Below are 25,964 nucleotides of genomic sequence, written 5' to 3' on the forward strand. Positions count from 1 at the left end.
ATGTGCTTGAACTGTTTTGTTACCTATGTGGGTGAGTCATACCGGGGTGCCTTTTTGGTTACCTTTTCGGCGTTTGGAAAAGGTGACTCGCTGTAAGAGCGAAACCGCCAGCGGCAGCACTCGCAGCAACGGATATGCCCACAAATGCCCAAAAGCCAGTCGGCCCACAGGCCGCTGCGACCAAACAAACAAAAACGGCCTCTATATAAGAGGCCGTTCCCGATACAACTTCAAGACGTTATCGCAAGACAAGCCTTACTTGCGGTCTTCCAGCTTGGTGATATCACGCGACTCGTAGCCCGTGTACAACTGGCGCGGACGGCCAATCTTGTACGGGCTGGAGAGCATTTCTTTCCAGTGCGAAATCCAGCCCACAGTACGCGCCAGAGCGAAGATCACGGTGAACATGCTGGTTGGAATGCCGATCGCCTTGAGGATGATCCCCGAGTAGAAGTCGACGTTCGGGTACAGCGAGCGCTCGATGAAGTACGGGTCGGTCAGGGCGATCTCTTCCAGGCGCATGGCCAGTTCGAGTTGCGGATCGTTGTTGATGCCCAGTTCCTTCAGTACTTCGTCGCAGGTCTGCTTCATCACAGTCGCGCGCGGATCGCGGTTCTTGTAAACGCGGTGACCGAAGCCCATCAGCTTGAACGGATCGTTCTTGTCCTTTGCCTTGGCGATGAACTTGTCGATGTTGGACACATCGCCAATTTCGTCAAGCATGGTCAGAACGGCTTCGTTCGCACCACCGTGGGCAGGGCCCCACAGTGCGGCGATGCCGGCGGCGATACAAGCGAACGGGTTGGCACCCGAAGAGCCAGCCAGGCGCACGGTGGAGGTCGATGCGTTCTGCTCGTGGTCGGCATGGAGGATGAAGATCCGGTCCATGGCCTTGGCGAGTACCGGGCTGATCGGTTTGATCTCGCACGGGGTGTTGAACATCATGTGCAGGAAGTTTTCCGCGTACGTCAGGTCGTTGCGCGGGTACATCATGGGTTGGCCCATGGAGTACTTGTAAACCATCGCTGCCAGGGTCGGCATCTTGGCAACCAGACGGATCGCGGAGATTTCGCGATGCTGCGGGTTATTGATGTCCAGGGAGTCGTGGTAGAAGGCCGAAAGGGCGCCGACTACGCCGCACATGACGGCCATCGGGTGGGCGTCGCGACGGAAGCCGTTGAAGAAGGTTTTCAGCTGCTCGTGAACCATGGTGTGGTTTTTCACGGTGCTGACGAACTGGGCCTTCTGTTCTGCGGTCGGCAGTTCGCCGTTGAGCAGCAGGTAGCAGGTTTCCAGGTAGTCCGACTTTTCAGCCAGCTGTTCGATCGGGTAGCCGCGGTGCAACAGAATGCCGTTGTCGCCGTCGATATAGGTGATCTTCGATTCGCACGAGGCGGTCGACATGAAACCCGGGTCGAAAGTGAAGCGGCCCGTGGCCGTCAGGCCCCGAACATCGATTACATCGGGACCAACGGTGCCGGTTAAAATGGGCAGCTCGACGGGGGCTGCGCCCTCGATGATCAACTGCGCTTTTTTGTCAGCCATGTGGCCTCCTATTTATGCTTGAACCATCAGACAGACCCCCCACGCAGGGCCCGCACCACTATAGTGAGATAAATTCGAATGTCAATTTGCCTAAAGTCTTGCTCCAGAAGGCTTTAAGCGCACTTTTTCCTCGAAATTGACTGCCATTTACGCCTTTTATACGACTTGTGCAATCAGCTATTTGGGGTAGGTGATTGCGTTGTCATTAGTAGCCTAACTGTCTATACTCGGCCACCGACCGCCAAGGGCTTTTGGGCTTGCTTTCATTGGGGGTCGCATCCCTGGGTGGTGGTTACCTGACCAGTGCACTCCCCAACAACTTTGCCCTGATTGTTAGGGGCTCTTCAGTGTGAAAAAAAAGCCGTGAAAAGCCAACGACCTGTAAACCTAGACCTAAGGACCATCAAACTCCCAGTCACTGCTTACACGTCCATTCTTCACCGTATCTCCGGTGTCATCCTCTTCGTGTGCCTTGCCATCATGCTTTACGCATTGGACAAGTCGCTGAGCTCCGAGGAAGGCTTCGGTCAGGTGAAAGCGTGTCTGACCAGTCCGCTAGCCAAGCTAGTGATTTGGGGCATCCTGTCCGCTCTGCTGTATCACTTGGTAGCCGGTGTGCGCCATTTGATCATGGACATGGGCATCGGTGAGACGCTGGAAGGCGGCAAACTGGGCTCGAAAATCGTTATCGCCGTTTCCGTGGTGGTAATCGTTCTGGCAGGAGTCTGGATATGGTAACTAACGTCACGAACCTCTCGCGTTCGGGCCTCTATGACTGGATGGCGCAACGTGTGTCGGCGGTCGTTCTCGCGGCTTACTTCATCTTTCTGATCGGATACGTCGTGGCCCACCCAGGCCTCGAGTACGCCCAGTGGCATGAACTGTTCGCCCACAACGGGATGCGTATTTTCAGCCTCCTGGCCCTTGTTGCTCTCGGCGCTCACGCCTGGGTCGGCATGTGGACCATCGCGACTGACTACCTGACGCCAATGGCGTTCGGCAAGTCCGCGACGGCTATACGTTTCCTTTTCCAGGCAGTATGCGGCGTCGCGATGTTCGCTTACTTCGTCTGGGGTGTGCAGATTCTCTGGGGTATCTGAGTCATGGCTAACATTCCAACGATTTCTTTCGACGCCATCATTATTGGTGGTGGCGGTGCCGGCATGCGCGCTGCGCTGCAGCTGGCACAGGGCGGTCACAAGACTGCGGTGATCACCAAGGTTTTCCCGACCCGTTCGCACACTGTATCCGCCCAGGGCGGCATCACCTGCGCGATCGCGTCCGCTGACCCGAACGATGACTGGCGCTGGCACATGTACGATACCGTCAAGGGTTCCGACTACATCGGTGACCAGGACGCTATCGAATACATGTGTCAGGAAGGCCCGGCTGCCGTTTTCGAACTGGACCACATGGGTCTGCCGTTCTCGCGTACCGAGCAAGGCCGTATCTACCAGCGTCCATTCGGTGGTCAGTCCAAGGACTACGGTAAAGGCGGCCAGGCTGCTCGCACCTGCGCAGCATCCGACCGTACCGGTCACGCACTGCTGCACACCCTTTATCAGGGCAACCTGAAAGCCGGTACCACGTTCCTGAACGAGTACTACGCTGTCGACCTGGTGAAAAACCAGGAAGGCGAGTTCGTCGGTGTGATCGCGATCTGCATCGAAACAGGCGAAACTTCGTACATCCGTGCCAAGGCCACCGTACTGGCCACTGGTGGTGCTGGCCGTATCTACGCCTCCACCACCAACGCCCTGATCAACACCGGTGACGGCGTTGGCATGGCGCTGCGTGCTGGCGTGCCGGTACAAGACATCGAAATGTGGCAGTTCCACCCGACCGGCATCGCCGGCGCCGGTGTACTGGTTACAGAAGGCTGCCGTGGTGAAGGTGGTTACCTGATCAACAAGCACGGCGAGCGTTTCATGGAGCGTTATGCTCCGAACGCGAAAGACCTGGCTGGTCGTGACGTGGTTGCCCGTTCGATGGTTAAAGAAATCATCGCCGGCAACGGTTGCGGTCCGAACGGCGATCACGTAATGCTCAAACTCGACCACTTGGGCGAGGAAGTGCTGCACAGCCGTCTGCCAGGCATCTGCGAACTGTCGAAGACTTTCGCACACGTTGACCCGGTGGTTGCGCCGGTTCCGGTTGTTCCGACCTGCCACTACATGATGGGCGGCGTTGCCACCAACATTCATGGTCAGGCGATCACCCAGAACGCCGAAGGCGTGGACCAGATCATTCCTGGCCTGTTCGCCGTAGGTGAAGTGGCTTGCGTATCGGTACACGGTGCCAACCGTCTGGGCGGCAACTCGCTGCTCGACCTGGTGGTATTCGGCCGCGCTGCCGGCCTGCACCTGGAGAAGGCGCTGACCGACGGCATCGAATACGACGACGCTACCGAAGCCGACATCGAAGCAGCCCTGTCGCGTCTGAACGCGCTGAACGGCCGTACCGATGGCGAAGACGTGGCAACCCTGCGTCGCGAGCTGCAAAGCTGCATGCAGAACTACTTCGGCGTATTCCGTACTGGCGAATACATGCAGAAGGGTATCGCTCAGCTGGCCGATCTGCGCAAGCGCATCGCCAACGTGAAGATCAACGATAAGTCGCAAGCGTTCAACACTGCGCGTATCGAAGCTCTGGAACTGCAAAACCTGCTGGAAGTGGCTGAGGCTACCGCCATCGCGGCCGAAGTACGTAAAGAGTCCCGCGGCGCTCACGCCCGTGAAGACTTCGAAGACCGTGACGACGAAAACTGGCTGTGCCACACCCTGTACTTCCCGGGTGAGAAACGCGTCGCCAAGCGTGCCGTAAACTTCTCGCCGAAGACTGTTCCGACTTTCGAACCTAAAGTCCGGACTTATTAAGGGTGATCGCCATGTTGCAAGTCAGTGTTTATCGCTACAACCCTGATCAGGACGCTGCGCCGTTCATGCAGGAATTCCAGGTTGATACCGGTGGTAAAGACCTGATGGTGCTGGACGTGCTGGCCCTGATCAAAGAGCAGGACGAGGGTTTCTCCTATCGTCGCTCTTGCCGTGAAGGTGTCTGCGGCTCCGACGGCATGAACATCAACGGCAAGAACGGTCTGGCGTGCATCACGCCGCTGTCCGCTGTCGTAAAAGGCAACAAGTTGATCGTTCGTCCGCTGCCAGGTTTGCCGGTTATCCGTGACCTGGTTGTCGATATGAGCATCTTCTACAAGCAATACGAGAAGGTTAAGCCTTACCTGCAGAACGACACGCCGGCTCCGGCCATCGAGCGTCTGCAGTCCCCTGAAGAGCGTGAAAAGCTCGACGGTCTGTACGAGTGCATCCTGTGCGCCTGCTGCTCGACCTCGTGCCCGTCCTTCTGGTGGAACCCGGACAAGTTCCTGGGTCCAGCTGCCCTGCTGCAAGCGTACCGCTTCCTGGCAGACAGCCGTGACACCAAGACGTCCGAGCGTCTGGCTTCGCTCGATGACCCGTTCAGCGTTTTCCGCTGCCGGGGCATCATGAACTGCGTCAACGTATGTCCGAAAGGCCTGAACCCGACTAAGGCCATCGGTCACATCCGTAACATGCTGCTTTCGAGCGGCGTGTGATTCAGCTGCTGTAACCGTAGAACCGCTGTAACGAAGAGGCTGTGGCGCGGGCTTCAACCCGCGTCATGGCTATAACCAGAGCAGTAGCCACAAGCTGCCGCTCTTATTTTGAAGAAATGAGACAAGCAGGGGCATCCGGGCTGGTACCCGGACTATCAGCGTGATCCTAAGTGGCTTGTTTTGGTCGCTGCATTCGGACTTCTGCAAGTTTGCTCGGTATTGACGCCGATGGTGTTCCCCTAACCGAGGGTGACCAAGCATGCAAGAAAGCGTGATGCAGCGCATGTGGAACAGCGCCTACCTTTCAGGTGGAAACGCTGCCTATGTGGAAGAGCTTTATGAGCTCTACCTGCACGACCCTAACGCTGTGCCAGAAGAGTGGCGCACCTACTTTCAGAAGCTGCCTGCCGACGGCAGCTCTGCCACTGATGTTTCGCACTCCACAATTCGCGATCATTTCGTGCTGCTGGCAAAGAACCAGCGCCGCGCTCAACCGGTTTCCGCCGGGAGCGTGAGCAGTGAGCACGAGAAGAAGCAAGTTGAAGTGCTGCGATTGATCCAGGCCTACCGTATGCGTGGCCACCAGGCAGCCCAGCTTGACCCGCTGGGGCTGTGGCAGCGTCCTGCACCTGCAGACCTGTCGATCAATCATTACGGCTTGACCAATGCCGATCTTGATACGACCTTCCGTGCCGGCGACCTGTTCATCGGCAAAGAGGAAGCGAGCCTACGCGAAATTCACGAAGCGTTGCAGCAGACATATTGCCGCACCATCGGCGCTGAATTTACGCACATCACCGATTCCGAGCAGCGCCAGTGGTTCCAGCAGCGTCTGGAAAGCGTGCGCGGTCGTCCGACGTACTCCGCCGACATCAAGAGCCACCTGCTTGAGCGCGTGACTGCCGGTGAAGGCCTGGAAAAATACCTGGGCACCAAATACCCGGGCACCAAGCGTTTCGGTCTGGAAGGCGGCGAAAGCCTGATTCCGATGCTCGACGAACTGATCCAGCGTTCCGGTTCCTACGGCACCAAGGAAGTCGTCATCGGCATGGCCCACCGTGGCCGTCTGAACGTGCTGGTCAACACCTTCGGCAAGAACCCGCGCGAGCTGTTCGACGAGTTCGAAGGCAAGAAAAAGGTCGAGCTGGGTTCCGGTGACGTTAAATACCACCAGGGCTTCTCGTCCAACGTGATGACCGCCGGCGGTGAAGTTCACCTGGCTATGGCGTTCAACCCGTCCCACCTGGAAATCGTTTCCCCGGTGGTAGAAGGTTCGGTTCGCGCCCGTCAGGATCGTCGTAACGACCCGACCGGTGAGAAGGTTCTGCCGATCTCCATCCACGGTGACGCTGCATTCGCAGGTCAGGGCGTGGTCATGGAAACCTTCCAGATGTCGCAGACCCGCGGTTTCAAGACCGGCGGTACCGTGCACATCGTGATCAACAACCAGGTCGGTTTCACCATCAGCAACCCGCTGGACTCGCGTTCCACCGAGTACGCCACCGACGTTGCGAAGATGATCCAGGCGCCGATCCTCCATGTGAATGGGGATGATCCGGAAGCCGTGCTGTTCGTCACTCAGCTGGCCATCGACTATCGCATGCAGTTCAAGCGTGACGTGGTGATCGACCTGGTCTGCTACCGTCGTCGCGGCCACAACGAGGCCGACGAGCCAAGCGGCACCCAGCCGCTGATGTATCAGCAGATCACCAAGCAGCGCACCACCCGTGAGCTGTACGCTGATCGTCTGACTCAGGCCGGTGTGCTCGACGCAGAGCGTGTACAGGCGAAAGTCGACGAGTATCGCAACGCGCTGGACAACGGTCTGCACGTGGTGAAATCGCTGGTCAAAGAGCCGAACAAAGAGCTGTTCGTGGACTGGCGTCCGTACCTGGGCCACGCCTGGACTGCGCGTCACGACACGCGTTTCGACCTGAAGACCCTGCAGGAACTGTCCGCCAAGCTGCTGGAAATTCCGGAAGGCTTCGTGGTTCAGCGTCAGGTTGCGAAGATCTACGAAGACCGTCAGAAGATGCAAGCCGGCGGCCTGCCGATCAACTGGGGTTACGCCGAAACCATGGCGTACGCGACCCTGGCGTTCGAAGGTCACCCGATCCGCATGACCGGTCAGGACATCGGTCGCGGTACGTTCTCGCACCGTCACGCTGTGCTGCACAACCAGAAAGATGCCGGCACCTACATTCCGCTGAAGCACCTGTACGAAGGTCAGCCACGCTTTGACCTGTACGACTCGTTCCTGTCGGAAGAAGCGGTACTGGCCTTCGAATACGGCTACTCGACCACCACGCCAAACGCGCTGGTGATCTGGGAAGCCCAGTTCGGCGACTTCGCCAACGGTGCACAGGTTGTTATCGACCAGTTCATCACCAGCGGCGAACACAAGTGGGGTCGTCTCTGCGGTCTGACCATGCTGTTGCCGCACGGCTACGAAGGTCAGGGTCCTGAGCACAGCTCGGCACGTCTTGAGCGTTACCTGCAACTGTGCGCCGAGCACAACATTCAGGTGTGCATGCCGACCACTCCGGCGCAGATCTACCACTTGCTGCGCCGTCAGGTGATTCGCCCGCTGCGCAAGCCATTGGTCGTTCTGACTCCAAAGTCGTTGCTGCGCCACAAACTGGCCATCTCGACCCTGGAAGATCTGGCCGAAGGTTCGTTCCAGACCGTGATTCCGGAAATCGACGCCCTGGACCCGAAAAAGGTCGAGCGTGTTGTTCTGTGTAGCGGCAAGGTCTACTACGACCTGCTGGAAAAACGTCGTGCCGAAGGCCGTGACGATATCGCCATCGTGCGTATCGAGCAGCTGTATCCATTCCCTGAGGACGACTTGAAAGAAGTCCTGGCGCCTTACACCAACGCCAAAGCGGCCGTCTGGTGTCAGGAAGAGCCAATGAACCAGGGCGCCTGGTACTGCAGCCAGCACCACCTGCGTCGCAGCATCGGTAACCTCAACAAATCTCTCGTACTCGAGTACGCGGGTCGTGAGGCTTCTGCTGCACCTGCATGTGGTTACGCATCGATGCACGCCGAGCAGCAGGAAAAACTGCTGCAAGACGCGTTTACCGTTTAACGCCTTCGCGCACCTGAAACCGAATTTAAGGAACCACAGATAATGGCTATCGAGATCAAAGCCCCCACTTTCCCGGAATCGGTTGCCGATGGCACCGTTGCCACCTGGCACAAACAACCGGGCGACGCCGTCAAACGTGACGAACTGATCGTCGACATCGAAACCGACAAAGTCGTACTGGAAGTGCTGGCTACCGCCGACGGCGTGCTGGGCGCAATCGTCAAGAACGAAGGCGACACCGTTCTGTCCGACGAAGTCCTGGGCTCCATCGTTGAAGGCGGCGCTGCTGCCGCTGCCCCAGCCGCCGCTGCTGCTCCGGCCGCTGCTGCCGCTGCCCCGGCTGCTGCCGAAGGCGAAGACGATCCTGTTGCTGCTCCGGCTGCGCGCAAGCTGGCTGAAGAGAACGGCATCAACATCGCCTCCGTTGCCGGCACCGGCAAAGGCGGTCGTGTGACCAAGGAAGACGTGGTGGCTGCTGTTGCCGCGAAGAAAGCCGCTCCGGCTGCCGCGCCTGCAAAAGCTGCTGCTCCAGCCGCTGCTGCTCCTGTGTTCGCCGCTGGCGACCGCGTTGAAAAACGTGTGCCGATGACCCGTCTGCGTGCCAAGGTTGCCGAGCGTCTGGTTGAAGCCCAGTCGAACATGGCCATGCTGACCACGTTCAACGAAGTCGACATGACCGAAGTCATGGCCCTGCGTTCGAAGTACAAGGACCTGTTCGAGAAGTCCCACAACGGCGTACGCCTGGGCTTCATGTCGTTCTTCGTCAAGGCGGCCACCGAAGCGCTGAAACGCTTCCCGGCAGTCAACGCTTCGATCGACGGCGCGGACATCGTCTACCACGGCTACGCCGACATCGGTGTTGCCGTTTCCAGCGACCGTGGTCTGGTTGTTCCGGTTCTGCGTAACGCCGAGCTGATGAGCCTGGCTGAAATCGAAGGCGGCATCGCCACGTTCGGCAAAAAAGCCCGTGACGGCAAACTGTCGATGGAAGAGATGACCGGTGGTACCTTCACCATCACCAACGGTGGTACCTTCGGCTCGATGATGTCGACTCCGATCGTCAACCCGCCGCAGGCAGCGATTCTGGGCATGCACAACATCATCCAGCGTCCTATGGCCATCAACGGTCAGGTCGTGATCCGTCCGATGATGTACCTGGCACTGTCCTACGATCACCGTCTGATCGATGGCAAAGAAGCTGTAACCTTCCTGGTGACCATCAAGAACCTGCTGGAAGATCCGGCTCGTCTGTTGCTGGATATCTGATAGAAGCAGCCATGCGCTGCGGGTGGCGTACCGTCGGCAACGGCGGTACGGCCCGCAGCGCGCGGCTTGAAGCTTTTCGCTAAAGAGGATTTTTTGAATGTCGCAGAAATTTGACGTAGTAGTGATCGGTGCCGGCCCTGGCGGCTATGTTGCTGCCATCAAGGCCGCGCAGCTGGGTCTCACCACTGCCTGCATCGAGAAGTACACCGACGCTGAAGGCAAACAGGCCCTCGGCGGTACTTGCCTGAACGTCGGCTGCATTCCGTCCAAGGCGCTGCTGGACAGCTCCTGGAAGTACAAGGAAGCAAAAGAGAGCTTCAACGTTCACGGTATCTCGACCGGCGAAGTCAAAATGGACGTCGCTGCGATGGTTGGCCGCAAGGCTGGCATCGTCAAGAACCTGACTGGCGGCGTTGCCACCCTGTTCAAGGCCAACGGCGTGACTTCGATCCAGGGCCACGGCAAGCTGCTGGCTGGCAAGAAGGTCGAAGTCACCAAGCCGGACGGTTCGGTTGAAGTCATCGAAGCCGAAAACGTCATCCTGGCTCCAGGTTCGCGTCCGATCGACATTCCACCGGCTCCGGTCGATCAGAAAGTCATCGTCGATTCGACTGGCGCTCTGGAATTCCAGGCCGTCCCTAAACGTCTGGGCGTTATCGGCGCTGGCGTGATCGGTCTGGAACTGGGTTCGGTGTGGTCGCGTCTGGGTGCAGAAGTGACTGTCCTGGAAGCCCTGGACACTTTCCTGATGGCAGCCGACACCGCTGTTTCCAAGGAAGCGCTGAAAACCCTGACCAAACAGGGTCTGGACATCAAGCTGGGCGCTCGCGTGACCGGTTCGAAAGTGAACGGCGACGAAGTCGTTGTTAACTACACCGATGCCAACGGCGAACAGACCATCACTTTCGACAAGCTGATCGTAGCCGTTGGTCGCCGTCCGGTGACCACTGATCTGCTGGCTGCCGACAGCGGCGTGACCCTGGACGAGCGCGGTTTCGTGCACGTTGACGATCACTGCGCCACCACCGTACCGGGCGTTTACGCCATCGGTGACGTGGTGCGCGGCATGATGCTGGCGCACAAGGCCTCGGAAGAGGGCATCATGGTTGTCGAGCGCATCAAGGGCCACAAGGCTCAGATGAACTATGACCTGATCCCTTCGGTTATTTATACTCACCCGGAAATCGCGTGGGTTGGCAAAACCGAGCAGGCCTTGAAAGCCGAAGGCGTTGAAGTTAACGTCGGCACCTTCCCGTTCGCCGCTTCCGGCCGTGCCATGGCCGCCAACGATACCGGTGGTTTCGTCAAGGTCATCGCTGATGCCAAGACTGACCGCGTATTGGGCGTGCACGTGATTGGCCCGAGCGCTGCAGAACTGGTTCAGCAGGGCGCGATCGGTATGGAATTCGGCACCAGCGCTGAAGACCTGGGCATGATGGTTTTCTCCCATCCGACCCTGTCTGAAGCCTTGCACGAAGCTGCTCTGGCTGTGAATGGCGGCGCCATCCACATTGCCAACCGCAAGAAGCGTTAAGACACACAATAAGAAACCACGGCGGTAACGGCCCGTCGTGAGCCTTGCGAGCAAGTCTCACCGCGGAATGTCCGCTGGACGCAGTCTTGCGTAGCTGAACCGGGTAACCGGAAGGCTACGCAAGCAGCAGTCACAGGTGGCGCGGCACTCATCAAGAGCGCAGCGCCGAATGCGCAGTACCTAACGAAGACGGTAAAAAGCATGAATCTTCACGAGTATCAGGGTAAGCAGCTGTTCGCTGAATACGGCCTGCCAGTTTCCACTGGTTACGCAGTAGACACCCCGGAAGCAGCAGCAGAAGCTTGCGACAAAATCGGCGGCAGCGAGTGGGTTGTCAAAGCCCAGGTCCACGCCGGTGGTCGCGGTAAAGCGGGCGGCGTCAAGCTGGTTCGCAACAAAGAAGACGCCAAGGCCTTCGCACAGCAGTGGCTGGGCAAGCGTCTGGTGACTTACCAGACTGACGCCAATGGTCAGCCAGTCACCAAGATCCTGGTTGAATCGTGCACTGATATCGCTAAAGAGCTGTACCTGGGCGCTGTCGTTGACCGTTCGAGCCGTCGCATCGTGTTCATGGCTTCCACCGAAGGTGGCGTGGACATCGAGAAAATCGCTCACGACACTCCAGAAAAAATTCTGAAAGCCACTATCGATCCACTGGTTGGCGCTCAGCCATTCCAGGGTCGCGAGCTGGCGTTCCAACTGGGTCTGGAAGGCAAGCAAGTTGCCCAGTTCGCCAAGATCTTCGTCGGTCTGGCCAAACTGTTCCAGGATCACGATCTGGCCCTGCTGGAAGTGAACCCGCTGGTGATCAAGGCTGACGGCGATCTGCACTGCCTGGACGCCAAGATCAACATCGACGCCAACGCCATGTACCGTCAGCCTAAGCTGAAGACTTTCCACGATCCGTCGCAAGACGATCCGCGCGAAGCGCACGCTGCCAAGTTCGAACTGAACTACGTAGCCCTGGAAGGCAACATCGGCTGCATGGTCAACGGTGCCGGCCTGGCCATGGGTACCATGGACATCGTCAACCTGCACGGCGGCAAGCCAGCCAACTTCCTCGACGTAGGTGGTGGTGCTACCAAAGAGCGCGTGACCGAAGCCTTCAAGATCATCCTGTCCGACACCAACGTCGCTGCAGTACTGGTTAACATCTTCGGCGGCATCGTTCGTTGCGACATGATTGCCGAAGGCATCATCGGCGCCGTGAAAGAAGTCGGCGTGAAAATCCCGGTTGTTGTTCGCCTTGAAGGCAACAACGCTGAGCTGGGCGCTAAAGTACTGGCAGAAAGCGGTTTGAACATCATCGCTGCTACCAGCCTGACCGACGCTGCTCAACAAGTTGTCAAAGCTGCGGAGGGCAAATAATGAGCGTCCTGATCAATAAAGACACCAAAGTTATCTGCCAGGGTATTACCGGTTCGCAAGGTAGTTTCCACACCCAGCAAGCCATCGAATACGGCACCAAGATGGTTGGTGGTGTAACTCCGGGCAAAGGCGGCACCGAGCACCTGGGTCTGCCAGTGTTCAACACCGTTAAAGACGCAGTCGCTGCCACTGGCGCTACCGCCAGCGTGATCTACGTCCCGGCTCCTTTCTGCAAGGACTCGATCCTGGAAGCAGCGTTCGGCGGCATCAAGCTGATCGTCTGCATCACCGAAGGCATTCCTACCCTGGACATGCTGGACGCTAAAGTTAAGTGCGACGAGCTGGGTGTTACCCTGATCGGCCCTAACTGCCCAGGCGTGATCACTCCAGGCGAATGCAAGATCGGCATCATGCCAGGTCACATTCACTTGCCAGGCAAGGTCGGTATCGTTTCGCGTTCCGGCACCCTGACCTACGAAGCTGTGAAGCAGACCACTGACGCCGGTTTCGGTCAGTCGACTTGCGTCGGCATCGGTGGTGACCCGATCCCGGGTTCGAACTTCATCGACATCCTGAAGCTGTTCCAGGAAGACCCGAAGACCGAAGCGATCGTGATGATCGGCGAGATCGGTGGTTCGGCTGAAGAAGAAGCGGCTGCCTACATCAAGGCACACGTGACCAAGCCGGTTGTTTCCTACATCGCGGGTGTGACTGCTCCTCCGGGCAAGCGCATGGGCCATGCTGGCGCAATCATCTCTGGCGGCAAAGGCACTGCAGACGAGAAATTCGCTGCGCTGCAAGACGCAGGCGTGAAAACCGTGCGTTCGCTGGCAGACATCGGCAAGGCCTTGGCCGAGCTGACCGGTTGGGCTGTCAAGTAAGCCTCGTGCTTGACTGACGCTTCACCAGACAAAGGCCACCTTCGGGTGGCCTTTGTTGTTTCTGCAATCTGGAAAATATACGAGCTTTTGTGGCGAGGGAGCTTGCTCCCGCTCGACTGCGCAGCAGGCGTAAAACCATCTAACAACGAGATCCCAATCGTCTGCATTGGGGCTGCTTCGCAATCCAGCGGGAGCAAGCTCCCTCGCCACAGGGTTGTGGTTAGGAAAAATAGATGCGTAAACGCGACACCGACACGTCGTGTATCGGATAGTTCGCCCTCAAACAGTGCGTTTGTCAGACAAATTCGTTAGGCTAGCAGCCATTTTTGCGTCTGCCGCCCACAAGGCATGCAACGCGCTAAACGGGTCAGCCCCATACGGACTGACAGCATTTCCCTGACCCAAAAGGGAAATCCCCCTCTAAATTCCGATTCAGTAGTGTGGTATTTCCTTAATGAAAGTTTTGAAAGGTCAGGACATCCTGGCACTGGGCTTTATGACATTTGCCCTGTTCGTCGGGGCCGGCAACATCATTTTCCCGCCTATCGTCGGCCTGCAGTCCGGACCTAACGTCTGGATGGCGGCGCTGGGCTTTTTGATCACGGCAGTCGGCCTGCCGGTGGTCACCGTCGTCGCCCTGGCCAAGGTCGGTGGTGCGATGGATGCGCTGAGCAGCCCGATCGGCAAGATCGCCGGCGGTGTGCTCGCCGCGGCATGCTACCTGGCGGTCGGCCCGCTGTTCGCCACCCCGCGGACCGCGACCGTGTCATTCGAGGTGGGTCTGGCGCCGCTGACCGGCGAAAGCCCTCTGGCGCTGTTCCTCTACAGCTCGGTGTACTTCCTGCTGGTGTTCTTCATCTCGCTGTATCCGGGCCGTCTGCTCGATACCGTGGGGCGTTTCCTCGCGCCGCTGAAAATCATCGCCCTGGCGGTACTCGGCATCGCCGCGTTCGCATTGCCGGCCGGTGATATTGGCCAGGCCACGCCTGAATACGTCGCGGCACCGTTCTCCCAGGGCTTCATCAATGGTTACCTGACCATGGATACCCTCGGCGCGCTGGTCTTCGGCATCGTCATCGTCAACGCGATCCGCTCCCGTGGCGTCGAGTCGCCTGCGCTGATCACCCGTTACGCGATCATTGCCGGCCTGATCGCCGGTGTCGGTCTGGCGCTGGTGTACATCAGCCTGTTCCGCCTCGGCTCCGGCAGCCATGAAGTCGCGGTCGGTGCCACTAACGGCGCGGCAGTGCTGCATGCTTACGTGCAACACACCTTCGGTTCGCTGGGCAGCGGTTTCCTCGCGGTGCTGATCTCCCTGGCCTGTCTGGTCACAGCGGTCGGTCTGACCTGCGCCTGCGCCGAATACTTCAGTCGCGTACTGCCACTGTCCTACAAGACCCTGGTGATCATCCTGGCCGCGTTCTCGCTGCTGGTGTCGAACCTGGGCCTGACCAAGCTGATCGCGTTCTCGATCCCGGTACTGACCGCAATCTACCCGCCGTGCATCGTTCTGGTGGCCCTGAGCTTCTGCAAGGACTTCTGGCACGAACACGGGCGGATCCTCGGCCCGGTCATGCTGGTGTCGTTCCTGTTCGGCACCATCGACGCGCTCAAGGGCGCCGGTCTGGCTGACTGGATGCCGTCGCAGCTGGCGCACCTGCCGCTGAGCGAGCAGGGTTTGGCCTGGCTGGTGCCATGCGTGATGACCCTGGTGGTCGCCGTGGTCTGCGATCGCCTGCTGGGCAAGCGCAGCGAAGCGGTTGCCTGACGTTGCCTGACCCGCCACAAGCGGGTCTTCAACGCTTAAACAGAAATGCCCCGTATCAATCGATACGGGGCATTTTTTATGGGCGTCTGGCAGTGTCTTTTTTCGCGAGCTAACGTCGAAAGGTTGCCGAAGTCTAAATGTGGGAGCGAGCCTGCTCGCGAAAGCGTTGTGTCAGCCGCCATCAATGTTGTGTGATACGCCGCTTTCGCGAGCAGGCTCGCACACAGGTAGCATCCATACTCCACAGGGAATTGCATGTCGTTTATCCAAGCCAACCTGATCCACCTGCTGGCCGCGCTCTGGTTTGTCATCTGCTGGGGCGGCTACACCCGTTATGCGTCGTGGAAGGCCCGCGATACCGCGTGCCTGGCCAGTGTGTTGCACCTGTACCGCGAAGACTGGATGCGCCGCATGCTCCTGCGTGACAACCGCATCGCCGATGCCAGCGTCATCGGCAATCTGGAACGCAACGCCTCGTTCTTCGCCTCCAGCACTTTGATCATCCTCGCTGGCATTCTTACCGTGCTCGGTGCGTCCGAACGCGCAGTGTCGTTGCTGGCGGATATCCCGATGGTGCAACAGGCATCGCAGGGCATGTCGGAGATTAAATTACTGTGCCTGGCGCTGGTGTTCGTCTATGCGTTTTTCACGTTCAGTTGGTGCATGCGTCAGTACAACTTTGCCGCGGTACTGGTCGGCTCAGCGCCAATGATCGGCGAGCGCCAAGTGTCCGAGCAGGAGCGTAAGGCGTTCGCACTGCGGGCGGCACGGGTGATTTCGATGGCGGCCAACCAGTTCAACTTCGGTCTGCGTTCCTACTACTTCGGCATGAGCATGCTGGCGTGGTTTGTCAGCCCGTGGTTGTTCATGTTGATGAGTGCCGGTGTGGTTCTAGTGTTGTACCGCCGCGAGTTTCATTCCGACGTGCTCGATGTGATGGTCTATACCCCTACAGAGGCGCCATTGCCCGAAACCAATAAAGAGGCCGCTTGATGAGTATTCCGTTCTGGTGTGTGTTTATCAGTGCATTGTTGATCTACATCGCGCGTATGCCGGTGGGTAAAGCCATGAAAGAGCAGGGCGGTTACAACAACCACCTGCCGCGCCAACAACAGGCGCAACTCACTGGTTATGGCGCGCGGGCGCTGGCGGCGCATCAGAACTGCATCGAAGCGTTCATCCTGTTCGCCGTGGGTGTGCTGATGGCGCACACCACGCAAACCCAAGGCTGGTTGATTGATGCTCTGGCAATCATCTTTGTGATCGCGCGGATTCTTTACGTGTGGTTGTACCTGGCGGATAAACCAGCCCTGCGCAGTCTGGTGTGGCTGGTCGGCCTGCTCTGCAGTTTGTTGCTGATGATTAGTCCGACTTTTAGAACCGTATTGCTCTAAGAAAGCCTCTAAGCCAAGACTGACCAAAAATCACAGGCAAAAGAAAACCCGCACTTGGCGGGTTTTCTTTTTCTGCATCAAGTCGCAATTATTGCTTCTTGGCAGCTTCTTCCTGAGCAGCTTGATTCGATTCAGCCTGAGCTTTGGCAGCTTCGGCGTTTTCTTTTGCTGCGTCGTTCACTTTATCCTGAGCTTTGTTCATGTCTTGCTGAGCTTGCTCAGCATGTTGGTTGGCATCTTGAGCTTTGTCCTCGGATTTTTTATCGCAGGCAGCGAGACCGAGGGAAGCGGTCAACATCAAGGCAATAGCTAAAGTCTTACGCATGGGGTGTTTCTCCTTATGGAAAATAACTACTGGCCTTAAGAGCGCAGCGCCAAAGGTTAAGTTCCTCATTTTGTTCAGATATATAAGTTTGTTTTTCAGTGGAACTTTTGCCGTATTGCTTACTACTGGCAAAAGGCTCTAACGAGAGTAATTATCAAATGGCTGAAAACCCCGTTTTTGAGCGCGCGACACGCTTTCTCTCCGCCCTGCGCCATTGTCAGGTGCTCGGTTTGACGGTGCACAGCGCCAGCAGCGAAGGGCTGACGGTGAAGCTGCCGTACAGCGCGCAAATCGTTGGCAATCCGCAAACCGGGGTCATCCACGGCGGCGCGATTACTTCGCTGATGGACACCGCATGCGGCATGTCCACATTGTGCGTGCTCCCGGAATTCGAAGTCTGCCCGACCCTGGACCTGCGCATCGACTACATGCACGCCGCCGAGCCGAACAAGGACGTCTACGGTTTCGCCGAGTGTTATCGGGTCACCACCGATGTGATCTTCGCTCGCGGTTTTGCCTATCAGGATGATCCGCAGCGACCCATAGCCCATGTTGTTGGCACATTCATGCGCATGGGCAAGGGGCTGAAAGGCACCCAGGGATTTGGTGGCAGGATCAAAGGAGAACTTCGATGAGCGATGACTGGAAGCAACAACTGCTGCTGGCTCACGCCCAGGGCGATTACGCGCCTTTGCTGCAGATGATTCCCTACGCCGGGCTGATCGGCGTCGAATGCTCGCGAGTCGGTGATGACCTGCTGTTCAAGCTGCCGGCGAACAAGGACAACATTGGTAACCCTTTATTGCCTGCGATCCATGGCGGGGTGATCGCCGGATTCATGGAGCTGGCAGCCGCGTTGCATTTGTTGATCTTCACCGGAGCGCCCGGGGTACCGAAGATCATCGATTTTTCCCTGGATTACCTGCGCGCCGGGCAGTTTCGCGACACTTGGGCCAAATGTCAGGTCTGCCGTCAGGGCCGGCGCGTGGCCAACGTCGCCATCACGGCCTGGCAAAGTACCGAGAGCGAGCCGATCGCCACCGCCCGTGCACACTTCAAAATCGATGAGCCCTTGAAATCCTGAACGGTGCCCCCAACTCAGTGAACAACCCGCCGCCGACCCTCCGGGTCGCGGCCACTGCCATCTGATTGGAGTTTGATGACCATGAGTGTGGAAACTCAAAAGGAAACCCTGGGCTTCCAGACCGAGGTAAAGCAGCTGCTGCACCTCATGATCCATTCGCTGTATTCCAACAAGGAAATCTTCCTTCGCGAATTGATCTCGAACGCCTCTGACGCTGTCGACAAGCTGCGCTTCGAAGCTCTGGCCAAGCCGGAATTGCTCGAAGGTGGCGCTGAACTGAAAATCCGTGTGAGCTTCGACAAGGACGCCAAGACCGTCACCCTCGAAGACAACGGTATCGGCATGAACCGTGACGATGTGATCACCCACCTGGGGACCATCGCCAAGTCGGGCACCGCCGATTTCATGAAGAATCTCTCGGGCGATCAGAAAAAAGATTCGCACCTGATCGGCCAGTTTGGTGTGGGCTTCTACTCCGCCTTCATCGTTGCCGACAAAGTCGATGTGTACAGCCGTCGCGCCGGCACTCCTGCCAGCGAAGGCGTGCACTGGTCGTCGAAAGGCGAGGGCGAATTCGAAGTCGCCACCATCGACAAGCCAGAACGCGGCACCCGCATCGTCCTGCACCTGAAGTCCGGTGAAGACGAGTTCGCCGATGGCTGGCGTCTGCGCAACATCATCAAGAAATACTCCGACCACATCGCGCTGCCGATCGAGCTGCCGAAAGAGGTGGCTGCTGCCGAGGGCGAAGAGAAACCAGCCGTTGAATGGGAAACCGTCAACCGCGCCAGCGCCTTGTGGACCCGTCCGCGCACTGAAGTGAAGGACGAGGAATACCAGGAGTTCTACAAGCACATCGCCCACGACTTCGAAAACCCGCTGGCCTGGAGCCACAACAAAGTCGAAGGCAAACTCGAGTACAGCTCGCTGCTGTACGTGCCGGCCCGCGCGCCGTTCGACCTGTACCAGCGTGAAGCGCCGAAAGGCCTGAAGCTCTATGTGCAGCGCGTGTTCGTGATGGATCAGGCCGAGTCGTTCCTGCCCCTGTACCTGCGCTTCATCAAAGGTGTGGTCGATTCCAACGACCTGTCGCTGAACGTGTCGCGGGAAATCCTGCAGAAAGATCCGATCATCGACTCGATGAAGTCGGCGCTGACCAAGCGCGTGCTGGACATGCTGGAAAAACTGGCGAAGAACGAGCCTGAGCAATACAAGGGCTTCTGGAAAAACTTCGGTCAGGTCATGAAAGAAGGCCCGGCAGAAGATTTCGCCAACAAGGAAAAAATTGCCGGTCTGCTGCGTTTCGCATCGACCCAAGGCGACGACGGCGAGCAAGTTGTCGGTCTGGCTGACTACTTGGCGCGCGCCAAGGAAGGTCAGGACAAGATCTACTACCTCACCGGCGAAACCTACGCGCAGGTCAAGAACAGCCCGCACCTGGAAGTCTTCCGCAAGAAAGGCATCGAAGTGCTGCTGCTGACCGACCGTATCGACGAGTGGCTGATGAGCTACCTCAGCGAATTCGACGGCAAGACCTTTGTCGACGTGGCACGTGGTGACCTCGATCTGGGCAACCTGGACTCGGAAGAGGACAAGAAAGCCGCAGAAGAAGTCGCGAAATCCAAGGAAGGTCTGGTCGAGCGTCTGAAAACCGCGCTGGGCGATTCCGTTGCTGAGGTTCGCGTCTCTCATCGTCTGACCGACTCGCCAGCCATTCTGGCCATCGGCGAACAGGACCTGGGCCTGCAAATGCGCCAGATCCTCGAAGCCAGCGGACAGAAAGTGCCGGAGTCGAAGCCGATCTTCGAATTCAACCCGAGCCACCCGCTGATCGAGAAACTCGATGGCGAGCAGAACGAAGCGCGTTTTGGCGACCTGTCGCACATCCTCTTCGATCAGGCCGCTCTGGCGGCTGGCGAAAGCTTGAAAGACCCAGCCGCTTATGTGACCCGTCTGAACAAGCTGCTGGTTGAGCTGTCAGCCTAATCACGATGTAGAAAAACCCGCTTCGGCGGGTTTTTTCATTCTGGTGTTTAACTAATCAGGAGTCAGAAATGAGCCAAGTTACTGTTCGTTCCGTGGTCTATCAGCTGGATGGCCAGCCCTATGAAGGTCGTCTGGCGTTCGACGCCGAGCACAAGGGCGCGCGCCCGGGCCTGTTGATGGCGCCGAACTGGATGGGCGTCAGCGCCGGGGCGGAAGAAATCGCCAAATCGGTCGCGGCCAAGGGCTACGTGGTGTTGATTGCTGACGTGTATGGCCAGGCAGTACGTCCGCAGAACGCTGACGAGGCCGGCGCGGCGATGATGCCGCTGAAGAACGATCGTGCACTGCTGCGCAAGCGTATGCAGGCGGCGTTCGAACAACTGCAGAAGCAGGGCGAGGCGGCGGTCGATACCTCGAAGCTGGCAGTGTTCGGTTTCTGCTTCGGCGGTTGCTGTGCGCTGGATCTGGCGCGTACCGGTGCACCGGTGAAGGCGGCGGTGTCGTTCCACGGCACGCTTGACTCGCCGAACCCGGCCGATGCGCAGAACATCAAGGGCTCGGTGCTGGTGCTGCACGGTGCTTCCGACCCGTTGGTGCCGAAAGAGCAATTGCCGGCGTTCGAAGATGAAATGAACGCGGCGAAGGTCGATTGGCAGTTGCTCAGCTATGGCGGTGCGGTGCACTCATTCACCGATCCGCATGCCAATGTGCCAGGCAAGATGATGTACGACGCGAAGACCGCCCAGCGTGCGTTCAAGTCGATGCATGATTTGCTGGAAGAAGTGTTCAAAGGCTGATCGTGCAGTCAGGCATTGACTCGGTCGGTGCCTGATCTGGCCTCATCGCTGGCAAGCCAGCTCCCACAGTGTTCGATTCGTTTGCTGGATATTTGTCCGGCGCTAAACCTGTGGGAGCTGGCTTGCCAGCGATGGCTGACTAACAGGCGACACAGAGCTAAGGCAATTCAATCCGCTCAACTTCCCCCGGTACCGTCGGCCAATCCCCGGCCGCCCACTTGCGCCGCGCCTCATCGATCGCCACCGGATCGCTCGCGACGAAATTCCAGTTGATCCGCCGTGGCCCGTCCAGTGCTGCGCCGCCAAACACCACCGCGTGCACATCGCTCTCGGCAAACAGACTCATCGCTTCCCCGCCCGGCAACACCGCCAGCGCGTGGGGTTCGAGGGGCTCGCCATTCAATTGCGCATCGCCACTCAGCACATACACCGCGCGTTCTGCGTGCTCGGTCGGGATCAGCAGTGTGGTCGCGGTCTGCATCTTCACTTCGGCATACAGCGTAGGAGAAAGCACCGGCACCGGCGATTCCAGGCAAAAGCCTGACCCGGCAATCATCCGAATCTGCACGCCAAGGTTATCGCTGACCGGCAAGGTTGCGGCCGGGTGATGGCTGTAATGCCCAGGGCCTTGCTCATGATCCTTGGGCGAAGCCAGCCAGATCTGCAAACCGTGCATCGTGAAGCTTTGCGCCCACAACGGCTCGGGCGTGCGCTCGATATGGGCAATCGCACTGCCGGCGGTCATCCAGCTGACATCGCCGGCGCTGACCACTTGATCGGAGCCAAGGCTGTCCTTGTGCTGGATCTGCCCTTCGAAGAGGTAGGTCAGGGTCGACAGACCAATGTGTGGATGCTGTCGGATGTTCATGCCTTTGCCCGTCGGATAAACCGTCTCGAGCATGTGGTCGAAAAATACAAATGGCCCGACGCTGCGGCATTTGGCTGACGGCAGTGGGCGCAGGATCGGCTGGCCTTCGACGTCTTCGGCGCGCGGGCGGATGATCAGTGGTTGCGTATCCATGGTGCATTCCAGGCTGAGCGGGTGATGCCAGAAGCATAACCCGCCGCTGGCAAGAGGGTGATTACTGGCTGTCGAAGCCTTGTGGAGCGTGGGTTTCGATGCTGACGTCGGTGGTGGTCATCAGTTTGTGGATCGGGCAGCGATCGGCGACGCGCAGCAGTTCTTCACGCTGGGCATCGGTGAGGACGCCCTTGAGGGTAAGCGTCACATGCAGGACATATTTGCCTTTCTGCTCTTCGCTGTTGTCGCGTTTGACCTCGACACCCACGCCGGTCAGCGGGATGTCTTTCTTCTTCGCGTACATTTTCAGGGTCAGGGCTTTGCAGGCACCGAGCGCGGCGTCGAAGTAGTCGTGTGGCTCGGGTGCCGAGCCTTCGCCGCCGGCAGACTTCTGCACGTCGGCAAACAATTCGTGGTCATCGATCTGTACGGTGTGACGAAAACCTTCGGCGGAGACGGTATTGACGGTAACAGTCATGGCAACCTCACTGGCAGTAGGAAAAAGTCGTGCGATCAAAAAAGACCTTGCAGTTATAGAGCATTCCTACGGAGGCGCGTTCCACTTTCCTGCAGGATGAACCCTTGTTGTCGGCTCAAGGTCTAGGCTATGCCTACCTGTCGGAGATTACTTGTGTCCCTGTTTCGTTTGAGTCTTGCCTGCCTGCTGGCATATGCCGGTACCGCCAGCGCCCGCGATTACACTTACAGCGATGCGCACCTGCACTATGTGGATTTTTTCCAGGAAACCGCCGGCATGGCGAAATTGCTCACGGCCATGCAGGACAATTCCATCGACCATGTGATGATTTCCGGCATTCCCGTGGCGAAGAAATGGCATGAAGACGAACCCAAACGTCCGCGCTATTACGCCGGTGATGACGCCGACGCCTACTGGTACAGCGCCACCGATATGATCGTTGCCGATGCCGTGCAGAAACTGACGCCGGAGCAGCGTCTGCACTTTCATCCATTCCTCTCGGGCTTCAACCCTAACGACAAGAACTCTGCCGCACACCTTCAGCGCCTGCTCGATCTGTATCCGGGTCTGTGGCAGGGCATCGGCGAAGTGTTCACCCGCCATGATGACCTGACGGCACTGACCGCTGGCGATACCCCTCGGGCCAATAACGAAGCGATGAAGCGGATATATCACCTGGCCGCCGAAAACGATCTGCCGGTGATGCTGCATTCCAACATCACCTCCAAGCGTGAGAAAAATCCGCTGTACCTGAAGGAAGTTGAAGAACCGCTGCGAAATCACCCGCACACCCGGTTCATCTGGGCGCACGCCGGCACCAGTGCGGAGATCCATCGGCACCAGACGCAGCTGGAATTCCTTCTGCCCACCGTCAGCCGGATGTTGGAGGCTTACCCGAATCTGTTCATCGATCTGTCGTGGAGCATGCTCACGCCGTATCTGCTGGATGAGCAGGGCAAGCCGCGTGCGCAATGGCTGGCATTGGTGGAGAAATACCCTGAGCGCTTTATGCTGGGTTCGGATGTTGTAGGCCGATTCAACAAGCTCGGTGAGGAAATGCGCAGTTTCACGCCGTTCCTTGATGCCTTGCCCGAAGACGTGGCGCGTAAAGTCGCCCGGGATAATTTCCTGGCGATATTGCCGCGAACAGCAGCAAAGTCCGCGAAATCCGCGCTGAATCGTTAATGCCGAAGGTTCGAAGTATCAAGGCCTTTTGATATCACCTTTTCGTCTTACGCAAATTTGCGCGGGGCCGATACCTTCTAGAGCAACCAGCTGCAGGGTTGATGCAGCGCTTTTGGAAGGAACCAGAGTAATGAGCATCCGTAGTCTCAATATTGCGCCGCGTGCCGGCCTGGGTTTTGGTGTGTTGGCCTTGATGGTGTTTGCCTTGGGGGCGTTCGCCCTGCTGCAAATGGCGAACATGCGCGCCCAGTCGGATGAGGTCGACAACAACTGGCTGCCGAGCGTGATGGCGGTTGGCGAGATGAGTCAGGACATGCTGCGCCTGCGTGCGCTGACCATGCGCCTGTTGCTCAATCGGGATCCGCAGGCGCTGGCGCAGAATGTCGCCAAGCTCAATGACCTGCGCGGTGTATTGAGCGAAGCCCAGCAACGCTATGACGTGTTGATCGTGCTGCCCGAAGAGCGCAAGTTGTTCGACCGCTTCAAGGTCGCCGAGCACCAGTATCTGGAGTTTCAGGCGCAGGTCATGCAGTTGTCCGCGCAGAATCGGGTGGAGGAGGCGGCGGCCATTCTCAACGGTGAGATGAGCCCGTTGGCCGACGACATGGCGGTCACTCTGAAAGAGTTGGTCGAGCTGAACAAGCACAACGCCAACCTTGCCACCGAAGCGGCGCGCCTGGTCTTCATCAATTCGCGGGTCTGGGTCGGCGTGATGATCGGCATCACTGCACTGATCACCATCGGTCTGGCGCTGTTGCTGACCCGCAGCATCGTCTTGCCTCTGACGCAGTCGCTGGGCGTGGCGGAAGTGGTGGCCGGTGGCGATCTGACGGGCGATATCAATATCTCCGGCAAGGACGAACCGGCGCGGCTGCTGCAGGCGCTGAAAAGCATGCAGCATAACCTGCGCGACACCATCCGGCAGATTTCCGAGTCGTCCAGTCAGTTGGCTTCGGCTTCGGAGGAGCTGAGTTGTGTCACCGAAGACGCCACACGTGGGCTGCACCAGCAGAGCCTGGAGATTGAACAGGCCGCCACGGCGGTCAATCAGATGACGGCTGCCGTTGAGGAAGTGGCGAGCAATGCGGTGGCGACGTCCGAGGCGTCACGCGAATCTGATCGCATCGCCCAGCGTGGTCGCGAGCAGGTCCGACAGACCGTGACATCAATCGAATCCCTGGCAGATGACGTCACGTCGAATGCCACGCAGGTGGAGGATCTGGCACGGAAGGTTCACGGCATCAGCAAGGTGCTGGATGTGATCCGCTCGATTGCCGAGCAGACCAACCTGCTCGCGCTAAACGCTGCGATCGAGGCGGCGCGGGCCGGCGATGCCGGTCGCGGCTTCGCGGTGGTGGCCGATGAAGTGCGGGCGTTGGCGCATCGCACGCAGCAATCGACCCAGGAAATCGAACAGATGATCGGCGGTATCCAGCAGGGCACCGATTCGGCGGTCAATTCGATGCAGCAGAGCAGCCTTCGCGCCAATTCAACGCTGGAACTGGCGAAGGCGGCGGGTGAGGCGCTGGAAGAAATCGCCTCGGCGTTCACCTTGATCAACGAGCGCAACCTGGTGATCGCCAGCGCCTCGGAGGAGCAGGCGGCAGTGGCGCGGGAGGTGGACCGCAATCTGATGAATATCCGCGATCTGGCGACGCAGACTTCTGCCGGGGCTAATCAGACTAGTGCGGCGAGCCAGGAGTTGTCGCGGCTGGCGGTGGATTTGAACAATATGGTGGCCAAATTTTCGGTCTGATCTGACCGCTGAAGATCGAGCTGAACCCTGCTCGCGAAAGCGGTGTATCAACCACAAACATGTCGGCTGAACTGACGTCTTCGCGAGCAGGCTCGCTCCCACAGGGGATATGTGTCGTCGCGAAAACTGCAGGCACAAAAAAGCCCCGCATCTGCGGGGCTTTTGGTTGTAGCGGCGGATCAGCTGCCTTTAACGGTTTTGCCGTTGACCGTGCCGTCCTGGAGCATGATGTTGTACTCCTTGCCGTCGGTTTCAACCTGTTGCAGGCGGACCAGCAGGTAATCCCAATCCTTGGCGAACCACAGCACGGTAGTGCGCTTGCTTTGTGTCGGATCGCGCACGCGCTCGACCTTGATTGCATCGATCTTGCCGGCCTTGGTGTCGACTTTCTCGGCACCCAGTACACGGAAGTCATAGGTATCGACTTCACCGTCATCGACCACCTGGTAGCTCATGGTCTTCTTGCCGGAGGCGACGTCGTGCTGCAGCGCCAGTTGATAGGTCGATTTGTCGACCATGCCACGGTTCAGCGGGATCTTCACCGCGTCGCCACGGTCGGTGCCGGTGACCATCTTGCTGTTCCAGTCGAAGTCCAGATCAGCCTTTTTCGCTTTGCCCAGACCACCACGTTCGAAGTGGTAGGACTGCGGCAGCAGGGTGTCCTTGTCCAGGGTCAGGGTGCTTTCTTCAGTCAGGCTGGCGATCATCATCGACGCCTTGAAGCTGAGTTTCCAGACGCCGTTGGCTTCCTTGGTCAGGCTGCGTTCGGCAGTGCCGCTCATGGGCAACTGTTTCCAGTCGGCGGTGTAGCTCGCGGAGAACGGTTGAAGGTCTGCCGCCTGCGCGAAGGGCAGGGCGAGCAGAGCGCAAGCGAAGAGCAGGGCGCGACGCAT

Annotated in this window: 23 protein-coding genes; 18 read left to right on the plus strand and 5 right to left on the minus strand. The window is 58.4% G+C overall.

The features are described from left to right. Window positions 1-255: 255 nt before the first annotated feature. Complete coding sequence (gltA, locus tag B1722_RS27505; RefSeq protein WP_003222994.1) at window positions 256-1,545, minus strand: citrate synthase; 1,290 nt, start codon at window positions 1,543-1,545, stop codon at window positions 256-258. Window positions 1,546-1,908: 363 nt separating this feature from the next. On the opposite strand from gltA, the gene sdhC reads away from it, so the two are divergent. From sdhC to B1722_RS27565, 12 genes are all read left to right on the plus strand, one after another. After that, complete coding sequence (sdhC, locus tag B1722_RS27510; protein ID WP_016773673.1) at window positions 1,909-2,283, plus strand: succinate dehydrogenase, cytochrome b556 subunit; 375 nt, start codon at window positions 1,909-1,911, stop codon at window positions 2,281-2,283. Next, complete coding sequence (gene sdhD / locus B1722_RS27515) at window positions 2,277-2,645, plus strand: succinate dehydrogenase, hydrophobic membrane anchor protein (protein ID WP_003222999.1); 369 nt, start codon at window positions 2,277-2,279, stop codon at window positions 2,643-2,645. Before sdhC ends, sdhD begins: the two co-directional genes overlap by 7 nt. A gap of 3 nt (window positions 2,646-2,648) precedes the next feature. After that, complete coding sequence (gene sdhA / locus B1722_RS27520; RefSeq protein ID WP_007962857.1) at window positions 2,649-4,421, plus strand: succinate dehydrogenase flavoprotein subunit; 1,773 nt, start codon at window positions 2,649-2,651, stop codon at window positions 4,419-4,421. Between the two features lie 11 nt (window positions 4,422-4,432). Next, the gene (locus B1722_RS27525; RefSeq protein WP_003223007.1) at window positions 4,433-5,137 is read left to right on the plus strand and encodes a succinate dehydrogenase iron-sulfur subunit; all 705 of its coding nucleotides are present in this window, start codon (window positions 4,433-4,435) and stop codon (window positions 5,135-5,137) included. A 259-nt stretch (window positions 5,138-5,396) separates the two neighbouring features. After that, entirely contained in the window at window positions 5,397-8,228 is a 2,832-nt protein-coding gene (locus B1722_RS27530) for a 2-oxoglutarate dehydrogenase E1 component (RefSeq protein ID WP_086794958.1), read from the plus strand. A 42-nt stretch (window positions 8,229-8,270) separates the two neighbouring features. After that, window positions 8,271-9,494: a 2-oxoglutarate dehydrogenase complex dihydrolipoyllysine-residue succinyltransferase gene (gene odhB, locus B1722_RS27535; RefSeq protein WP_041074387.1), complete on the plus strand. Its 1,224-nt coding sequence runs from the start codon at window positions 8,271-8,273 to the stop codon at window positions 9,492-9,494. Between the two features lie 97 nt (window positions 9,495-9,591). Next, entirely contained in the window at window positions 9,592-11,028 is a 1,437-nt protein-coding gene (lpdA, locus tag B1722_RS27540; RefSeq protein ID WP_041074385.1) for a dihydrolipoyl dehydrogenase, read from the plus strand. Window positions 11,029-11,229: 201 nt separating this feature from the next. Then, window positions 11,230-12,396: an ADP-forming succinate--CoA ligase subunit beta gene (gene sucC / locus B1722_RS27545; protein ID WP_003223015.1), complete on the plus strand. Its 1,167-nt coding sequence runs from the start codon at window positions 11,230-11,232 to the stop codon at window positions 12,394-12,396. Then, entirely contained in the window at window positions 12,396-13,277 is an 882-nt protein-coding gene (gene sucD, locus B1722_RS27550; RefSeq protein WP_003223019.1) for a succinate--CoA ligase subunit alpha, read from the plus strand. Before sucC ends, sucD begins: the two co-directional genes overlap by 1 nt. Window positions 13,278-13,731: 454 nt before the next feature. Next, window positions 13,732-15,045 (plus strand): branched-chain amino acid transport system II carrier protein, encoded by a 1,314-nt coding sequence (gene brnQ, locus B1722_RS27555; RefSeq protein WP_047292845.1) that lies wholly within the window; start codon window positions 13,732-13,734, stop codon window positions 15,043-15,045. A gap of 255 nt (window positions 15,046-15,300) precedes the next feature. Beyond that, on the plus strand, window positions 15,301-16,038 hold the full coding sequence (locus B1722_RS27560; protein ID WP_003223022.1) for a DUF599 domain-containing protein: 738 nt from the start codon (window positions 15,301-15,303) through the stop codon (window positions 16,036-16,038). Continuing rightward, entirely contained in the window at window positions 16,038-16,439 is a 402-nt protein-coding gene (locus tag B1722_RS27565) for an MAPEG family protein (RefSeq protein ID WP_041074377.1), read from the plus strand. The genes B1722_RS27560 and B1722_RS27565 overlap by 1 nt, the downstream gene beginning before the upstream one ends. A gap of 88 nt (window positions 16,440-16,527) precedes the next feature. On the opposite strand, the gene B1722_RS27570 is transcribed toward B1722_RS27565, so the two are convergent. Further along, window positions 16,528-16,764, minus strand: a complete 237-nt coding sequence (locus B1722_RS27570) for a hypothetical protein (RefSeq protein WP_007962865.1) — start codon at window positions 16,762-16,764, stop codon at window positions 16,528-16,530. Window positions 16,765-16,922: 158 nt separating this feature from the next. On the opposite strand from B1722_RS27570, the gene B1722_RS27575 reads away from it, so the two are divergent. The 4 genes from B1722_RS27575 to B1722_RS27590 all read left to right on the plus strand — a co-directional run bounded on the left by B1722_RS27575 (window position 16,923) and on the right by B1722_RS27590 (window position 20,631). Then, window positions 16,923-17,399, plus strand: a complete 477-nt coding sequence (locus tag B1722_RS27575; RefSeq protein WP_041074375.1) for a PaaI family thioesterase — start codon at window positions 16,923-16,925, stop codon at window positions 17,397-17,399. Then, a complete protein-coding gene (locus B1722_RS27580; protein WP_041074374.1) occupies window positions 17,396-17,848 on the plus strand; it encodes a PaaI family thioesterase in 453 nt (150 codons plus the stop codon). The genes B1722_RS27575 and B1722_RS27580 overlap by 4 nt, the downstream gene beginning before the upstream one ends. 81 nt (window positions 17,849-17,929) lie before the next feature. Further along, window positions 17,930-19,834, plus strand: a complete 1,905-nt coding sequence (htpG, locus tag B1722_RS27585) for a molecular chaperone HtpG (RefSeq protein WP_174377349.1) — start codon at window positions 17,930-17,932, stop codon at window positions 19,832-19,834. Window positions 19,835-19,902: 68 nt separating this feature from the next. Then, window positions 19,903-20,631 carry a dienelactone hydrolase family protein gene (locus B1722_RS27590; protein ID WP_086794960.1) on the plus strand — a complete coding sequence of 243 codons (729 nt, stop codon included), beginning with the start codon at window positions 19,903-19,905 and terminating at the stop codon, window positions 20,629-20,631. Window positions 20,632-20,788: 157 nt separating this feature from the next. On the opposite strand, the gene B1722_RS27595 is transcribed toward B1722_RS27590, so the two are convergent. Together B1722_RS27595 and B1722_RS27600 are read right to left on the minus strand one after the other, a co-directional pair. After that, a complete protein-coding gene (locus B1722_RS27595) occupies window positions 20,789-21,652 on the minus strand; it encodes a pirin family protein (protein ID WP_086794961.1) in 864 nt (287 codons plus the stop codon). 61 nt (window positions 21,653-21,713) lie between these two features. Continuing rightward, window positions 21,714-22,130, minus strand: a complete 417-nt coding sequence (locus B1722_RS27600; protein WP_086794962.1) for an OsmC family protein — start codon at window positions 22,128-22,130, stop codon at window positions 21,714-21,716. A gap of 129 nt (window positions 22,131-22,259) precedes the next feature. On the opposite strand from B1722_RS27600, the gene B1722_RS27605 reads away from it, so the two are divergent. Both B1722_RS27605 and B1722_RS27610 read left to right on the plus strand, forming a co-directional pair. Next, the gene (locus B1722_RS27605; RefSeq protein ID WP_086794963.1) at window positions 22,260-23,315 is read left to right on the plus strand and encodes an amidohydrolase family protein; all 1,056 of its coding nucleotides are present in this window, start codon (window positions 22,260-22,262) and stop codon (window positions 23,313-23,315) included. 130 nt (window positions 23,316-23,445) lie between these two features. Beyond that, the gene (locus B1722_RS27610; protein ID WP_086794964.1) at window positions 23,446-25,071 is read left to right on the plus strand and encodes a methyl-accepting chemotaxis protein; all 1,626 of its coding nucleotides are present in this window, start codon (window positions 23,446-23,448) and stop codon (window positions 25,069-25,071) included. Window positions 25,072-25,250: 179 nt separating this feature from the next. Here the strand turns inward: B1722_RS27610 and B1722_RS27615 are convergent, their stop codons facing one another. After that, the gene (locus B1722_RS27615; protein WP_041074363.1) at window positions 25,251-25,964 is read right to left on the minus strand and encodes a DUF3108 domain-containing protein; all 714 of its coding nucleotides are present in this window, start codon (window positions 25,962-25,964) and stop codon (window positions 25,251-25,253) included.

The sequence above is a fragment of the Pseudomonas sp. SCPG-7 genome, assembly GCF_002156405.1.
GTDB classification, from domain to species: Bacteria; Pseudomonadota; Gammaproteobacteria; order Pseudomonadales; family Pseudomonadaceae; genus Aquipseudomonas; species Aquipseudomonas parakoreensis.

Coding starts and splice junctions, on each gene's coding strand:
- gltA (WP_003222994.1), bottom strand. CDS start 1,545: ATGGCTGACAAAAAAGCGCAGTTGATCATCGAGGGCGCAGCCCCCGTC.
- sdhD (WP_003222999.1), top strand. CDS start 2,277: ATGGTAACTAACGTCACGAACCTCTCGCGTTCGGGCCTCTATGACTGG.
- sdhA (WP_007962857.1), top strand. CDS start 2,649: ATGGCTAACATTCCAACGATTTCTTTCGACGCCATCATTATTGGTGGT.
- B1722_RS27525 (WP_003223007.1), top strand. CDS start 4,433: ATGTTGCAAGTCAGTGTTTATCGCTACAACCCTGATCAGGACGCTGCG.
- B1722_RS27530 (WP_086794958.1), top strand. CDS start 5,397: ATGCAAGAAAGCGTGATGCAGCGCATGTGGAACAGCGCCTACCTTTCA.
- odhB (WP_041074387.1), top strand. CDS start 8,271: ATGGCTATCGAGATCAAAGCCCCCACTTTCCCGGAATCGGTTGCCGAT.
- lpdA (WP_041074385.1), top strand. CDS start 9,592: ATGTCGCAGAAATTTGACGTAGTAGTGATCGGTGCCGGCCCTGGCGGC.
- sucC (WP_003223015.1), top strand. CDS start 11,230: ATGAATCTTCACGAGTATCAGGGTAAGCAGCTGTTCGCTGAATACGGC.
- sucD (WP_003223019.1), top strand. CDS start 12,396: ATGAGCGTCCTGATCAATAAAGACACCAAAGTTATCTGCCAGGGTATT.
- brnQ (WP_047292845.1), top strand. CDS start 13,732: ATGAAAGTTTTGAAAGGTCAGGACATCCTGGCACTGGGCTTTATGACA.
- B1722_RS27560 (WP_003223022.1), top strand. CDS start 15,301: ATGTCGTTTATCCAAGCCAACCTGATCCACCTGCTGGCCGCGCTCTGG.
- B1722_RS27565 (WP_041074377.1), top strand. CDS start 16,038: ATGAGTATTCCGTTCTGGTGTGTGTTTATCAGTGCATTGTTGATCTAC.
- B1722_RS27570 (WP_007962865.1), bottom strand. CDS start 16,764: ATGCGTAAGACTTTAGCTATTGCCTTGATGTTGACCGCTTCCCTCGGT.
- B1722_RS27575 (WP_041074375.1), top strand. CDS start 16,923: ATGGCTGAAAACCCCGTTTTTGAGCGCGCGACACGCTTTCTCTCCGCC.
- B1722_RS27580 (WP_041074374.1), top strand. CDS start 17,396: ATGAGCGATGACTGGAAGCAACAACTGCTGCTGGCTCACGCCCAGGGC.
- htpG (WP_174377349.1), top strand. CDS start 17,930: ATGAGTGTGGAAACTCAAAAGGAAACCCTGGGCTTCCAGACCGAGGTA.
- B1722_RS27590 (WP_086794960.1), top strand. CDS start 19,903: ATGAGCCAAGTTACTGTTCGTTCCGTGGTCTATCAGCTGGATGGCCAG.
- B1722_RS27595 (WP_086794961.1), bottom strand. CDS start 21,652: ATGGATACGCAACCACTGATCATCCGCCCGCGCGCCGAAGACGTCGAA.
- B1722_RS27600 (WP_086794962.1), bottom strand. CDS start 22,130: ATGACTGTTACCGTCAATACCGTCTCCGCCGAAGGTTTTCGTCACACC.
- B1722_RS27605 (WP_086794963.1), top strand. CDS start 22,260: ATGCCTACCTGTCGGAGATTACTTGTGTCCCTGTTTCGTTTGAGTCTT.
- B1722_RS27610 (WP_086794964.1), top strand. CDS start 23,446: ATGAGCATCCGTAGTCTCAATATTGCGCCGCGTGCCGGCCTGGGTTTT.
- B1722_RS27615 (WP_041074363.1), bottom strand. CDS start 25,964: ATGCGTCGCGCCCTGCTCTTCGCTTGCGCTCTGCTCGCCCTGCCCTTC.